Origin of the sequence: Bradyrhizobium genosp. SA-3, from assembly GCF_004212635.1 — a bacterium.
Taxonomy (GTDB): domain Bacteria; phylum Pseudomonadota; class Alphaproteobacteria; order Rhizobiales; family Xanthobacteraceae; genus Bradyrhizobium.
This window is the reverse complement of sequence record NZ_PSRT01000017.1, coordinates 69501-83543: the sequence shown is the minus strand read 5'-3', so window position 1 is coordinate 83543 and position 14043 is coordinate 69501. Positions and strand designations below refer to the sequence as shown.

The window sequence follows — 14043 nt, the reverse complement described above, 5'->3', positions numbered from 1 at the left end:
CAGGCGCAGCGCGGAACGGGGTGGGCGACGGGGGAGCAGCGGGCGGGGCGACATGCGCGGGGGCAGCTGTGGACGCGGTGGCGTCGCCACCCTCAGTCGACGCTTCGCCGCTCTCGCCGTTGGGGCCGGCGATCATCGCGGTGTTCATGCCGCCCTTGGCGTCGGGGCCGGCATAGGTCGCTTCGAGATCGATGATGTCGCGGAGGAAGATCTTGCCTTCGTTGAGCTCGTCGCGCCAGATGATGATGGCCTGGAAGGTCAGCGGGCTTTCGCAGAGCCCTGCGATCATCGCTTCGCGGCCGGCCTCGATGCGCTTCGCAATGGCGATTTCACCTTCGCGGGAGAGCAGCTCGACCGTGCCCATCTCGCGCAGATACATGCGCACGGGATCGTCGGTGCGCTCGCCGGGCTCGCTCTTCTTGACCTCGGTGACGGCCTTCTGAGTGACCTCGACGAGCTCGTTATCGGTCTCGTCGTCGGCCTCGTCCTTCTCGTCCTCGCTTTCGGTGTCGTCGGCTTCGGTGACGTTGATGCCCATGTCCGAGAGCATCGACATGATGTCCTCGATCTGTTCGGGCGAGGTCTGGTCGGACGGCAAGACTTCGTTGAGCTGATCGAAGGTCACGAAGCCGCGCTTCTTGGCCTGCTTGATCATCTTCTTCACGGCGGCGTCGGACAGGTCGAGCAAGGGCGAGGGCGCGTCCTGGGAGTCCTTCTCCGGCGCGTCCGCTGCCTTGTCGTCTTTTTCCTTGTCCTTCGCCTGCAGCGTCTTTGCCTTGGTGGCCATCCATTGCTCCTAAACGCGCTTCAATGCAGACGGCGCGCCCCGCCTGCCTGAATTCACATGAACCTATTGCTCGACGCTCTCGCTTCGGCAGCTCTCGACACGGAAAGGGCGGCGCACATGTCTCTCGCCACCCCAACTTTCTCTCGCCGGATTTGCCTAACGCTTCGTGAGCCTCTTTGCCGCAGCGGATGCAGGTGTAGTGCCAACAGTGTTCGCGCGGATTCATTCCTGACGCGTCTGTTCTGCCTGCGGCCGCCTCTGGGCCAAAGTGCTACAAGACCGTTAAGCCTCGATTAACCCTGTTTTTGCCGCCAAACCCAGGATTTGGCGAGTCTTTTAGCGGTTCCGGCCGCGGCCGTCCGCATGATTCTTCATCACATGCTCTTCTGGAGCCGGCCAGACAGCTCGCCAAAACCCTCGATCAGGGCCTCGGTACCGTCGACTTCGCCTATCCGAGCCTTGACGTCACGCAGCCATGCCAAATTAGCCTCGCTGGGGTCCTCCCCCAGGGCCAGCTCGGCGTCTTTCAGCTCTCTAAGTAGTGAATGCCATTGCCGATGCAAGGCAACCAGCTGATGCCATGTGGCAAGAACGTCGTCCCGCGCCGCGCCCTCGCGGGCGCCCCACACCGCCGCGGTCGTGATACCGTTCTCAACCCTTTGAAGAGTTTGAGAAAATCCGCCCTTTTCGAGATCGCCGCGCATCTTCTCGGCCTGCTCGCCGGGGTCCGGTGAGTGGTGATGGTCGTTGGCAAAGGCGGCGATGATGCCGGCCCTGAGCTTATGGGCTTCGGGATGGGCCAGCTCCAGGGCGGCCACCTCCTCGAGGTGCTCATGCAGCAGCCAGGGGTGGTTGATCAGGCATTGCAGGATCAGGGCTTCCCGGCGCGAAATGGCGCTGCGCTGGCCGCGCATGATCGGGCTGGCCGCCAGCTGCGGGCTCGCCGCCTGGTAGGGGCCGGAGGGCAGCGGCACGGGACCGGGCGGGCCGCGGCGGCCTCCACCAAATCCCTGGCCACCGAATCGATTCGCGCCTCCCCCGCCCCTGGGCTGGAAGGACCGGCCGGAATTGCCGCGGAAATTGCCCCGGCCACCAAAGCCGCCGCGCCCGCCCTCGGGCGCAAAGGCGCGCTGGAGCCGGTCGGCGAAGTCGTCGCGGTAATAGCGCCGCACCATCTCGTCGCGGATGCCGTTGGAAAGCTCCTTGATGCGCGCCTCCAGCGCGGCGCGGCGCTCGGGCGTGGCGAAATTGCCGCCTTCGAGCTCGCGCGACCAGATCATGTCGGCGAGCGGACGCGCCGCCGCGATCACCTCCTCGATCGCGCCGCGCCCGCCCGAGCGCACGAGATCGTCAGGGTCCTGCCCCTCCGGCAGCAGCGCAAAGCGCAGGCTCTTGCCGGGTGCGAGGAAGGGCAGCGCGAGGTCGGCGGCGCGATACGCCGCCTTCTGTCCGGCACGGTCGCCGTCGAAGCACAGGATCGGCTCGTCCGCCATCTTCCAGAGCAGCGCGAGCTGGCTTTCGGTGAGCGCGGTGCCGAGCGGCGCGACGCTGCCCGCAAAGCCCGCGGTGACCATGGCGATGACGTCGACATAGCCTTCGACCACGATCAGGGGGCTGCCATTATGCGAGGCGGCGCGCGCGGTCTGGTGGTTGTAGAGATTGTCGCCCTTGTGGAAGAGCGGCGTCTCCGGCGAGTTCAGATATTTGGCCGGAACGTCCTTCTCCAGCGCGCGCCCGCCGAAGGCGATGACGCGGCCGCGTAAGTCCGTGATCGGAAACATCACGCGGTCGCGGAAGCGGTCGTACGGCACGGGAATGTCGTCGCCGGCTACGAGCAGGCCGGTCTCGACCATGTCGTCGACGGAGACGCCGAGCTTGCCGAGATGCTCCTTCAGCGCGAACCGATCGGGCGAGGCATAGCCGAGGCGGAACTGCAATTGCGTCGCCGGCGAGATGGCGCGATCGGCGAGATAGCCGCGCGCTTTCGCGCCGACGCGCGAGGCCAGCGTTTCCGCAAAATACTTTGTGGCGAGATCCATGACGTCATGCAGCGATTTGCGCCGCTGCTCATACCGGGCCGCATCCGGCGTCACCGCCGGCAGCGGCAGGCCCGCCATGCCCGCGAGCCGCTCGACAGCCTCCGCGAACGGCAGGCCGTCGGTCTCCATCACGAAGGTGATGATGTCGCCGTGCTTGCCGGAGGAGAAGTCGTGGTAAAATCCCTTCTGGTCGTTGACGTAGAAGGACGGCGTCTTCTCCTGCTGAAACGGCGACAGCCCCTTCCACTCCCGCCCCGCCTTCTTGAGCTTGACGCGCTTGCCCACGACTTCGGAGACCGAAAGCCGGGCACGAAGCTCGTCGAGGAATTGGGGCGTGAAGCGCATGGCGTGTGTGTAGCGCGAAACCGTGTGAGTCGGGCGAAGGGTTAGGGATATAGGTGCGGCTGGGCCAAAGGCTAGGTTTGTCGGGCTTATCCGCGCTGTTCACAGGCCTCCCTGTCATTCCGGGGCGCGCGCAGCGCGAGCTACGATGCGCAATTGCGCATCTGAGAATCCATTTCTCGCAGCATTTCGGTGGCCCGATGGATTCCGGGCTCGCCTCTTCGGGCGCCCCGGAATGACGAGCCACTTGAACCGCGCCCGGTTCCACGCTTCCATACCCCCATGTTCAGGACCTTTCGAGGCGGCCAGAGCGGGGGCTGGCGTGTGACCTCGATTTCGCCCGTGACGGGCGAGCCCCTGCCCTTCGTGCCGGCGCTGTCGGTCACCGACAGCGAAGCCGTCTCGTTGCCGCTGGTGCCCTCGCGCAATGCCTGGCGGCTGGTCGGCGTCGCCAGCAGCTTGCGCTACACCGAGCGGCCCGAGAAGCAGCAGCTCGTGGCCGTGCAGGCCGGCCTCGGCCGGCTCGAGGCAACCAGCGCAGCGCTGATCCCGATCCGCAAGTCGCAAGCCTGGTGGGAGCTGACGCAGGAAGAGCGGCGCAAAATCTTTGAGGACAGATCGCACCACATCGCCAGCAGCCTGCGCTACCTGCCCGCGATCGCGCGGCAGCTCTATCATTGCCGTGACCTCGGCGGGCCCTTCGATTTCCTCACCTGGTTCGAGTTCGCACCGGTTCATGCCGCGTTGTTCGAAGAGCTGGTGGAGATGCTGCGGCGGACCGAGGAATGGACTTACGTCGAGCGCGAGGTGGATTTGCGCGTGGTGAAGGAGGTGCTGTCGGCTTAGTGCTCCAGGAAGCGGCCGGAGTCGATGCGCGGCAGGTCGGCGACGGGCCAGTTGTAGATGTAGGTCCAGGCCTTCTCGATGGTCCCGTCCGGCAGTGTCACGTCGATCAGCCTGCGCAGATATTCGGTCGGCTCCGGAAAGCCCTCGCCGCAGGCCTCGTACATGTCGAGCTCGCGCAGGAGCTCGTCGCCCGCCCGCAAGTAAAAGAGCTCGCCATGGACGATGTCGGACGGCGCGTCCGACAGCAGCAATCCCGGATAATGCTTCACCAGGACGAGCGTGCCGCGGCAGGTCGCTTCCCCCAGGAAATCCGCATGCGCCGAGAGCAGCCGCGCCATCGGATGATCGAAGCCGCGCATCAGTGTGCCGTAGACGAAGAGACGATCGGAGGTCATGGGGGCTCTATAGCTGGCAATGATGCAGAACGACAGCGCCGCATATTCGTTGTCGTCCTGGCGAAGGCCAGGACCCATAGCCACCGAACGCAGCAATAGGCAACCTGACAGCACCAGCGCCGGACCAAACTAACAGTTGGGGTAATGGGTCCCGGCCTTCGCCGGGACGACGATGTGTAGGCAATGACGCTCTCAGCGACGTCCTCTGTCAAGCATGGTGATTTGAATCGAACCAATCTATATCGATCTCCGTCCGACTTTCGGGGCGACTTTTTCCATAGGCAATCAGGATGGCTTTAGACACGGCCGACGCGACCGATCAGCTCCTCGGCGAGGGCGACATTGCGCCAGTGCATGAGGTGAATACGGGAGGAACATCGCCCTTCCTGCTCACCGCGGATCACTACGGACGGGTGCTGCCGCGCGCGCTCGGCGATCTCGGCGTCGCGGAAAGCGAACTGACGCGACACATTGCCTGGGACATCGGCATTGCCGGCGTCGCCGAGCGGCTCGCAAAAATGCTCGACGCGCATCTGATCGCGCAGCGCTATTCGCGGCTCGTGATCGATTGCAACCGCCCGCCCGCCGCTGCGAGCTCGATTCCCGTGATTTCCGAAGCCACCGCGATTCCGCGCAACGAGGGCATTTCGAAATGGGAGCGCGAGGCGCGGCGCCGCGAGATTTTCGTCCCCTATCATCATCGCATCGACGCCGCGATCAACCGCCGCCTGCACGGCAAGCAGCCAACGGTGCTGGTGTCGCTGCACAGTTTTACGCCGGTCTATGCCGGCGTCGCGCGGCCCTGGCACATCGGCGCCCTGTATAACCGCGACACGATCCTGCCGCAGCTGCTCTTGAAACATCTCCGCGCTGAAAGCGATCTCGTCGTCGGCGACAATCAGCCCTATGCGGTGAGTGACCACACCGACTACACCATTCCCGTGCACGGCGAGGCGCGCGGCCTCGTCAACACCGGCATCGAGATCCGCCAGGATCTGATCGCCGACCAGTCCGGCCAGCAGCAATGGGCCGAGCGGCTGGCGCGGATCTTTGCCGAGATCGAGGTCGAGCTGAAGGCGGAGCTGTTGGTGTAGGCCTCACTTGGCCCTGGTCAGCGCCAGCCAGATGCCACCGCCGATCATGAAGCCGCCGGAGATGCGCGACATCATGCGCGTGCGGCGCGCCGAGAAGAATTTCCGGGCGCGGCCGGCGGCGATGGCGTAGAGCGCGTCGGTCATGACCGCCGTGACCATGAAGGTGGCACCCAGCAGCGCGACTTGCGGAAAGTGCGGCTGGTTCATGTCCATGAACTGCGGGATGAAGGCGCCGAAGAACACCAGCACTTTCGGGTTCGACAGCAGCACCAGAAATCCCTGCAGGAAGAAGCCGCCGCGCGGCGGCGGAGGCGGGGCGTCGACGCCGACGCCCTCGACCGGCGCCCAGATCAGCCGGATGCCGAGCCAGACCAGATAAGCGGCGCCGGCAAAGCGCACCCAGTCGAACCAGTAGCCCATGGTCGCCATCAGCGAGGTCAGGCCAACCGCGACGATGCCGATCACGATGGCGAGACCCGCTTGCGCGCCGGCAACGTTGGTGAGCGCCGCGCGCGTGCCGTGGCGCAGGCCGTTGGCGATGACGAGGGTGACGATCGGCCCCGGCAGCAGCGCCAGCGCAATGCAGGCGGCGACGAAGGCGAGGTAGGCTTGCATGGACATCATGGGGAGGACTCGCTGCGGTTTGTACGCATTAATGCATGGCGAAGGCGGAAACGGAAGGCCCTCAACCACAGCCCTCATGCCCCGCGGAGGCGGGGCATCCAGTAAGCCGCGGCCTCTCCGTATCCCCACCAGCGTCTCTGGAATACTGGATCCCCCGCCTTCGCGGGGGATGATAGCAGAGAATGTGGAAGCGGGCGCACCAACATCACCTTCCATCGAGCGCGGCGACCATCCATTGCTTCATCTCCTCCGTTTCCAGAAACGCTAGCGTCGCGCGCTGCAAGGCGTTCGCATCGCCCTCGCCTTGCGCGACCGCGACGAGCAGATCGCAGCGGCGCGAGACGGCGATACCGATCGCGGTGCGACGAGCGCCAACATACATGTCGAGATCGTAGCGCCTTGCGCGGCCGCGTAGCTCGCCAAGTCCCACCTCCTCACCCGGCGCGACTGCGGCAAAGCGCGGGCTGATCAGATCGACGTCAGCAACACGATCCACCTCGTCATCGTCGGCGACACCGCGGTCGCAATTGCAGAAGCCCCGCTTGGCGCGCACGTAGAGCTCCGTGCCGGCGCAGGTGCCGTCGCAGCGGAATGCACGGCCCACCGGCCAACCATCGCGCGGAAACGGCCAGGCGATCTCGCGCCAATGCGCGAAGTCCTGCACCGGCGGCGCGAGCTGATAGGCCCCGACACCGGACACACCACACGCGATCATCACGGTCGCGATCGTCGCCGCGCGCCGCATCGTCAATTCTTCGGCAGGCCGGCCACGGTGCGCGCCGGTCCTGTCAGCTCGAGGATATGCAAGCCGGTATTGGCGCGATCGACGATGTAGATGTAGCCACGGTCGTCGGTTTCGACATTGTTGGTCTGGATCGCGATCTTGCAGCGCTCGCCGCCTTCGATGGGGATGCAGCGCTTGTCGGTGGCAGCAGTGATCGACGGAATGAAATAGCCGACCTCCTTGGGGTGATAGGGATCGCGGATGTCGAGCGCGCGCACGCCGGCATTGAAGAAGGCGATGAAGGCCATCTTCTTGTAATAGACCGGCGCCATGCTCTCGTTGGAGGAATGCGAGCCGAAGCGGCCGCCACGCTGACAGAACTGCCCGCTCGCCTCCGGCACGGTGTAGCTCGAGATCATCATCGGCCGCGCCTCGGTGGTGACGTCGGCGAACCAAACCATCTGCCGGGCCTCGCCGCATTCGTTCAAGATCGCCTCGTCCACGATCATTACGATGTCGCGGGTCTTGCCGTCCTTGTCCTCGGCGAACTCGGCGATGGGCATATCGAGCATCGGGAACGTGGTATGCGCGCCGTTGAAGGCGGACATCGGCATGCGCGAAATCTCGGGATAGCGCAGATTGTCGGGCGTCGGCTCCTTGGGTCCGTTCAAGAGCTTTTCGCGATCGACGATCTGCAGGATGCCGCCCTTGTTGGTGCCATAGCCGAAATAGACGCGATTGCCATCGGGCCCGGTCGAGATCGGACCGTGCAATTCGGTCGGCACCGCGCCGGTCGAACCGGGCTCCTGCCCGGGCAGGCCGAAGTCGCGGATCTTCTGCGGATGCGCGGGATCGCTGAGATCGTAGACATGCGTCATCCGCCGCGTGCGCCAGTCCGGCGCGCCCGAGACCAGGAAGGCAATGCCGGTATCGCATTCCCACCAGCTCTTATGCGTGTCCTTCAAACCGCCGATGCGGGTGATGAGCACAGGGCTGGCGGGGTCGGTGACATTCCAGATCTCGTGCGCCTCGCTGCCGTAGGTGCGCAGCATGTAGACAGCGTTGGGATCACCCTTCGGCAACGCCTTGCCGTCGCAGACCCGCACCATCTGGGCGCCGCCGGATTCGTACTTGCCTTCCTGCCCCGGCAGATGCCGCAGATATTTTGGATGCGCGGGATCGGTGACGTCGACAATGGACGTTCCGTTCGGTTCGGCCTTGCCCGTCATCGGATTGACGGGCGCGGGCACGTCGTCGGTGCCACCGTGATGGCCGATATAAGCGATCCAGCGATCGCCCTGGTGATGGATGGTCGGCTGATAGGCACTGCGCGCCTGGAGATCGTTGGTGCCGACCAGCTTCATGTTGGAGGCTTCCGGCGGCGCGCCGATCACTTGCTGCTTCTGGGCATGAACGGCCGTGCTGCCGGCAAGAAAGACGAGGCAGGCAGCAGTCAAGACGCAACGGAACATGCAGTCCTCCCGGAACCAATCTGCGTTGGCTGAGGCGTGAGGCTAGCACGGCTGATTGCACGCGACCAAAACACGATTTCTCAAAGCCGCGCTTGACATGCAACCATTTGGTTGCCTATTATCACGGCCATGGATGAGGTCTTCAAAGCGCTCGCCGATGCGTCACGACGCTCGCTCTTGGACAGGCTTCACGCCCGGAACGGCCAGACGCTGAACGAGCTCTGCGAGGGACTTGCGATGACGCGTCAGGCCGTGACCAAGCATCTTGCGATTCTGGAGGAAGCCAACCTCGTCACCACCATCAGGCATGGCCGCGAGAAGCTGCATTATCTCAACCCCGTGCCGATCCATCAGATCGGCGAACGCTGGATCAGGAAGTTCGAGCGCGGCAAGCTCGCCGCGCTCAGCGAGTTGAAACGTCAGTTGGAGAAGCGCGATGAGTAAGCCGGAGTTCGTCTACGTCACCTATATCGAGACCACGCCGGAGAAGGTTTGGGAGGCGCTGACCAACAGCGCGTTCACGCGGCAATACTGGTTCGGCGCCGAGGTCAGATCCGACTGGAAGGTCGGCTCACCCTTCGCGCTCATACTCGACGGCGAGGTCACCGATTGCGGCGAAATCCTGGAAGCCGATCCGCCGCGGCGCCTGTCCTACAGCTTCAAACACCAGAAGTTCGAAGAGCTGCGCGACGAACCAATATCACGCGTCGTCTTCACACTCGAACCTTTCGGCTCGCTCGTGCGTTTGACGGTGCTGCATGACGGCTTCGTCGAGGGCGGCAAATATCTCGGCGCCGTCTCCAATGGCTGGCCCGCGATCCTCTCCGGGCTCAAGAGCCTCCTGGAAAGAGGCAAAGTGCTCGCCATCCCGCGTACCGCGCTCAACAAGGGATTCGACGCAAAATGAACCTCGATCAGTTCAAGCCGCTGACCGTCTACACCATCTACATCGCCTCTACGGCGGAGAAGGTGTGGGAGGCGCTGACCTCGGCGGAGTTCAGCCGGCAATATTTCTTCGGCAACGCAGTGGAAGTCGAGCCGCGCCTTGGTGGAGCGTTCACCGTGCGCACGCCTGACGGCACCGTGCACATCAGCGGCGAGGTTCTCGCCTACGACCCGCCGCGAAAGCTCGCGGTCACGTTCAACGTGAACTGGCCCGATCTGATCGAGAAGCTCGGCCCGACCCTCGTCACCTACGAGATCGAACAGGTCGGCGATGCTATCAGGCTCACCATGAGCGAAGGCCACGACCGCCCGCTCAGCGATGACATTCTTGCAGGCGGGCGCTCCGGCTGGCCGGCGATCCTGTCCAGCCTCAAGAGCCTGCTCGAGACCGGGCAGCCGCTGGTGGTCAAGCTGGGCCCGCCGCAACGGATGCTCGATGCGCTGAAGGCGATGGGGATCAAGACGCCGTAGTTGCGGCAATCTCCGCTGTCGTCCTGGACAAGTGCCGCGAAGCGGCGCGCAGATCCAGGACCCATTGCCACCAAAGCCGGTTTGACGAAGGCTGGTCATGACCAGTTCGCGCCAAACTGCTCCCCGGGGTAATGGGTCCTGGCTTTCGCCAGGACGACTATGGAATCGGCACCACAAGCCGCCGATAGAGATGCCAGGTCGCATGCCCGAGCACCGGCAGCGTCACGATCAAGCCGAGAAAATAAGGCAGCGCCGAGACGATCAGCAGCATCACGATCACCGCGGCCCATGAGATCATCGGCAGCGGGCTCGTCACCACCGCGCGCACGCTCGTCACCATGGCCGTGACGAAATCGACGTCGCGGTCGAGCAGCAGCGGAAACGACACCACGGTCAGCGAGAACAGGATCAGCGACAGCACGGCACCGACCGCATTGCCGATGCCGAGGAACAGCAAGCCCTCGTTGGTCGTCAACACCACCGTCATGAATTCCTGAAGGCTCGAGAACGAGGCGTGCAGGCCGAGCAGCAGCGCGATCAAGAGCCGCACCTGGTACATCCAGATCACGAACATGAACAGCGTCACGAACGCCATCCAGCCGATTTCGCTGCGCGAGCGCACGGCAGACCAGATCGCGCCGAAGGAGACGGGCTCGCCGCGCTCGCGGCGGCGGCTGACTTCGTAGAGACCGATCGCGACGAACGGCCCGATCAGCGCGAAGCCCGCCGCCAGGGGATAGACCAGATAGACCATGCCGAAGGCGGTGAGACACAGCATGATGACGATGCCGCCGGCGGCATAGAGCGCGCCGAAGCAAAGCCCGTAGAGCGGCAACGCCTGGAAATCGCGCAGGCCCTCGACCAGCGCCTCGGCGATGTCAGTCGCCACGACCGGACGCACCACCGGATCAACCTTGCCCGAGATGGACATCAGCTCCCTCACACGATCTTCGCCGCGCGTTGTTGGACTGATGTTAGCTCGCTCCTGCGATCCTTGCACAGAAGAGTTGGCGGTCGGCAGATACCGCCATGTGCCACCGGAAACGTGGCGCTTGTTCAGGCGCGCGACGTGAGCAGCAGCGCCACACCGAGATTGGCCACGAACAGAGCCGCGTCGATGACGAAGATCCTGAGCATCGGGCCCTTCAGCACGGGCCAGTAAGCCACCCCGACGCGTCCGCCGCGCATCAGCACCGGAAGATTGTAGGCGAACTGGCTGAAATGGCAGGCGGCGAAGAACAGGAACAGCGCAAGCTGCGCCTCGACCGGTTGGAAGAAGGACGGATGCGCGGCCAGAAGATAGAAAGACAGGAGTCCGATCGGTAGATTCATCCCGCCGAGGAACGCCACGCTAGCCGCCAACGTCGGCGCGATCGGGTTGCTGCGCTCTTCCCGCGGCAGCAGGATCTTCAGCGTGTTGCGCTGGGCGATGCTGAACTGGATGAAGGCGCCGACGAACCAGAGCGTGTTGAGGAGCAGAACGATATCCGAAAAGCGCATGACTATTTTCCGTAAAAGGCTTCGCTGCGCACCACACGGCCCGCATCGTCGAAGTCCATGAACTCGCTGGCGCGGGTGTCGCCCAGCTGCCACCACACGGTCAATCGCGCGATCGCCTCATCCCAGCTCCAGCCCAGGATCTTCAGGTCGGCGCTCTCGATGTGGCCATAGGCCTTCCGCCAATAGGCGCGGATGTTCTCGTGCCCGTGACGACCGGAGAACCCGTCAGCGTGAGAGCAAGCGGACTGCGCATCTGCGCATTGTCGGCAAAATGCGCGACGACCGCATCGATATCGACCCTGCACCAGCTCGCGCACCATGCCGCGACAAAGCGTTCGACGGTCGCGCGATTCATTGCCCGTGCACCCATGACCGGCGCCCTCCCTGGCTCGTTGGCCGGGAAAGTGGCAAAGTCCGCACATCATGTCAACTATATTGACTTGAGACTGTGCTCAATTGTTGTCGGCGATCGCCTCCATGACGCCCATCCATGCCGCCGTACCCGGCGCCCCGACGCGGTCGAACGCTTCGCGCAGCACCTTGCGTTCGTGGTCCGATGCCCTTTGCTCGATGCGTTGTCCCGCCGCCGTGAGGCGCAGCAGTTTGGAGCGATGCTGCTCGGGCGAGCGATTCGACGTCACGAGCTTGCGCTCCAGCAGCAGGTTGAGAGGCCGGTTGAGGGCTTGCTTGGAAATGCCGAGGATCTCGATCAGCGACCCGATCGCGATGTCGGGCCGGCGCGCCACGACGTAGAGGATGCGATGGTGCGGACGCGACAAGCCCTGCTTCGCAAGATATGCGTCGGCCTCCAGCGTCATGCCGCGCCAACCGTAATACATCAGCTCCAGGGCCGCATCCAGTTCGTGCAGCTTCGGCAGTGAGGCGCGGTGAAGCCCCGCGGCTTGAGACGTCTTTGCCATTGTCGGAAGCTAACCTTTTGCCCGCAGCTCACGCCGCAGCACCTTGCCGGTGGCGGTCATCGGCAGCGTCTCTGCGAACGCGACGAAGCGGGGATATTCGTGAGCGGCGAGTTGCACCTTCACGAATTCCTGGATTTCTCGCGCAAGCGCGTCGCTGCCGGTAAAGCCGGGGCGCAGCACGATCCAGGCCTTGATCGATTCGGTGCGGATCGGATCGGGAATGCCGACCACCGCTGCCATCGCGACCGACGGATGCTTCATCAGCGTGTGCTCGATCTCGGAGGGACCGACGCGATAGCCGGCGGTAGTGATGACGTCGTCCTCGCGGCTGACATACCAGAAATAGCCGTCCTCATCCTGCACGCCGAGATCGCCGGTGAGCAGGAATTCGCCGGCATATTTCTTCGCCGTCGCCTCCGGGTTGCGCCAATATTCGAGCATGGTGACGGGACATGGCTGGCGCACACCGATGATGCCGCGCTGTCCGCGCTTCTGCTCTTCGCCCTTGTCATTGACGATGCGGACGTCGAAGCCCGGCGTCGCCTTGCCCATCGCGCCGGGGCGGATCGGGAACAGATTCGAGTTGCTACCGATCACCAGATTGCACTCGGTCTGGCCGAACACTTCATGCGCATCGATGCCGAAGGTCTCGCGGACCCAGCCGAGCAGCTCGCCGCCGAGAGACTCGCCACCCGTAAAAATGCTGCGCAGCTTGACGCCGGCGTGCTTCACGCCGGCCTGCCGCATCAGCTTCAACGCGGTCGGCGGCAGGAAGACGTTGCGCACGCCAAGGTCCGCCATCATCTGCATCGCCGCCTGCGGCTCGAATTTGCGCGCACGATGACCGACCAGGGGAATGCCGTGATACCAGAACGCCAGCAGGCCGTTGACGAGGCCGCCGATCCAGGCCCAATCCGCCGGCGTCCACATGAGATCGCTGGGGCGCGGCAGGAAGTTGTGGCACATCTCCACGTTCGGCAGATGGCCAAGCACGACGCGGTGCGCATGCAGGGCGCCCTTGGGGTTACCGGTCGTGCCTGAGGTGTAGATGATCAGCGCCGGATCATCGGCGGAGGTGTCGACCCGCGTGAAGTCGGGCGAGGCTGCCTTCACCGAGTCCCAGAATGATTTCGTGCCCTCAGGTGCGCGCTCGCCGACGACATAGACATCCTTCAGATCGGGCAGGCGATCGCGGATCTTCGCAAGCTTCTCCCAGCCGCCTTCGTCCGTGACGATCGCCTTGGCCTCGGAGTTCGACAGGCGGAATTCCAGCGCATCCTCGCCGAACAGCGCGAACAGCGGGATCGAGATCAGGCCTGCGCGGAACGCCGCCATGTGCACGATCGGCAGCTCCAGCGACTGCGACAGGAACACCGCGACGCGATCGCCGCGCGCGAGACCATCCGTGTTCAGCACATTGGCGAAGCGGCGCGACATCTCGGCAACCTCGTCAAAGGACGTGCGCGTGGTGGCGCCGTTCTCATCGACATAGATCAGCGCGAGCCGGCCGGTGCCGTCGGCATGACGATCGCAGCACGCCTCCGCCATGTTGAAGCGTGCGGGGATGTCCCAGCGGAAATTGCGATAGAGCTCGTCGTAGGTTGCGGCTTCGGTCAGCATGGTTTGGTCGTTTCCATGGTCGGCGTCATGGCCGGGCTTGTCCCGGCCAGCCACGTTCTTGTTCGTTGCCACCAGTTTAAGGCCGTGGATGCCCGGGACAAGCCCGGGCATGACGCGCGAAGCGCCGGATGAGGGGTCTCTATCCTGGTGAACTAATGTGAGAGGCTCACTCGCGGAGAGAGACCCTCACCCGTCTCGCCGCTTCGCCATAGCCGATGCAAAGCATCGGCGTTCTCAAGAGACAACGGCCGAAGGCTGCCTATG

Annotated in this window: 16 protein-coding genes; 5 read left to right on the top strand and 11 right to left on the bottom strand. The window is 64.2% G+C overall.

Features of this window, described 5'->3' with window-relative positions; genetic code table 11:
* Positions 1-787: RNA polymerase sigma factor region1.1 domain-containing protein (locus CWO91_RS08190; protein WP_283810938.1), on the bottom strand; the 787-nt coding region annotated here is incomplete at its 3' end.
* Between the two features lie 374 nt (positions 788-1161).
* Positions 1162-3171 (bottom strand): DNA primase, encoded by a 2010-nt coding sequence (dnaG, locus tag CWO91_RS08185; protein ID WP_130213006.1) that lies wholly within the window; start codon positions 3169-3171, stop codon positions 1162-1164.
* 279 nt (positions 3172-3450) lie between these two features.
* Here dnaG and CWO91_RS08180 point away from each other — a divergent pair, with 279 nt between their 5' ends.
* Positions 3451-4014, top strand: a complete 564-nt coding sequence (locus CWO91_RS08180) for a chlorite dismutase family protein (protein ID WP_130213005.1) — start codon at positions 3451-3453, stop codon at positions 4012-4014.
* Here the strand turns inward: CWO91_RS08180 and CWO91_RS08175 are convergent.
* Positions 4011-4409 carry a gamma-glutamylcyclotransferase family protein gene (locus CWO91_RS08175; protein WP_130213012.1) on the bottom strand — a complete coding sequence of 133 codons (399 nt, stop codon included), beginning with the start codon at positions 4407-4409 and terminating at the stop codon, positions 4011-4013. The genes CWO91_RS08180 and CWO91_RS08175 overlap by 4 nt on opposite strands.
* A gap of 290 nt (positions 4410-4699) precedes the next feature.
* Between CWO91_RS08175 and CWO91_RS08170 the strand changes: the two genes are divergently transcribed.
* Positions 4700-5503 carry an N-formylglutamate amidohydrolase gene (locus tag CWO91_RS08170; protein ID WP_130213004.1) on the top strand — a complete coding sequence of 268 codons (804 nt, stop codon included), beginning with the start codon at positions 4700-4702 and terminating at the stop codon, positions 5501-5503.
* A 3-nt stretch (positions 5504-5506) separates the two neighbouring features.
* Here the strand turns inward: CWO91_RS08170 and CWO91_RS08165 are convergent, their stop codons facing one another.
* The 3 genes from CWO91_RS08165 to CWO91_RS08155 all read right to left on the bottom strand — a co-directional run bounded on the left by CWO91_RS08165 (position 5507) and on the right by CWO91_RS08155 (position 8323).
* Entirely contained in the window at positions 5507-6127 is a 621-nt protein-coding gene (locus CWO91_RS08165) for a LysE family translocator (protein WP_208752997.1), read from the bottom strand.
* A gap of 205 nt (positions 6128-6332) precedes the next feature.
* Entirely contained in the window at positions 6333-6872 is a 540-nt protein-coding gene (locus tag CWO91_RS08160) for a hypothetical protein (RefSeq protein ID WP_130213003.1), read from the bottom strand.
* A 2-nt stretch (positions 6873-6874) separates the two neighbouring features.
* Positions 6875-8323, bottom strand: a complete 1449-nt coding sequence (locus tag CWO91_RS08155; protein WP_130213002.1) for an LVIVD repeat-containing protein — start codon at positions 8321-8323, stop codon at positions 6875-6877.
* Positions 8324-8452: 129 nt separating this feature from the next.
* Here CWO91_RS08155 and CWO91_RS08150 point away from each other — a divergent pair, with 129 nt between their 5' ends.
* From CWO91_RS08150 to CWO91_RS08140, 3 genes are read left to right on the top strand one after another with little or no spacing between them, the layout of a single operon-like run.
* Positions 8453-8767, top strand: a complete 315-nt coding sequence (locus CWO91_RS08150) for an ArsR/SmtB family transcription factor (RefSeq protein ID WP_091898771.1) — start codon at positions 8453-8455, stop codon at positions 8765-8767.
* A complete protein-coding gene (locus tag CWO91_RS08145; protein ID WP_130213001.1) occupies positions 8760-9230 on the top strand; it encodes an SRPBCC family protein in 471 nt (156 codons plus the stop codon). The genes CWO91_RS08150 and CWO91_RS08145 overlap by 8 nt, the downstream gene beginning before the upstream one ends.
* Complete coding sequence (locus tag CWO91_RS08140) at positions 9227-9739, top strand: SRPBCC family protein (RefSeq protein ID WP_130213000.1); 513 nt, start codon at positions 9227-9229, stop codon at positions 9737-9739. Before CWO91_RS08145 ends, CWO91_RS08140 begins: the two co-directional genes overlap by 4 nt.
* Positions 9740-9896: 157 nt before the next feature.
* Here CWO91_RS08140 and CWO91_RS08135 read toward each other — a convergent pair whose 3' ends face one another.
* From CWO91_RS08135 to CWO91_RS08115, 5 genes are all read right to left on the bottom strand, one after another.
* Entirely contained in the window at positions 9897-10670 is a 774-nt protein-coding gene (locus CWO91_RS08135; protein WP_130212999.1) for a DUF2189 domain-containing protein, read from the bottom strand.
* Positions 10671-10795: 125 nt separating this feature from the next.
* Entirely contained in the window at positions 10796-11239 is a 444-nt protein-coding gene (locus tag CWO91_RS08130) for a hypothetical protein (protein ID WP_130212998.1), read from the bottom strand.
* A gap of 2 nt (positions 11240-11241) precedes the next feature.
* On the bottom strand, positions 11242-11559 hold the full coding sequence (locus CWO91_RS08125) for a hypothetical protein (RefSeq protein ID WP_245471163.1): 318 nt from the start codon (positions 11557-11559) through the stop codon (positions 11242-11244).
* A gap of 132 nt (positions 11560-11691) precedes the next feature.
* Positions 11692-12159, bottom strand: coding sequence for a MarR family winged helix-turn-helix transcriptional regulator (locus CWO91_RS08120; RefSeq protein WP_130212997.1), 468 nt, complete (start codon positions 12157-12159; stop codon positions 11692-11694).
* A 9-nt stretch (positions 12160-12168) separates the two neighbouring features.
* Positions 12169-13779: an acyl-CoA synthetase gene (locus tag CWO91_RS08115; protein WP_130212996.1), complete on the bottom strand. Its 1611-nt coding sequence runs from the start codon at positions 13777-13779 to the stop codon at positions 12169-12171.
* Between the last annotated feature and the right edge of the window lie 264 nt (positions 13780-14043).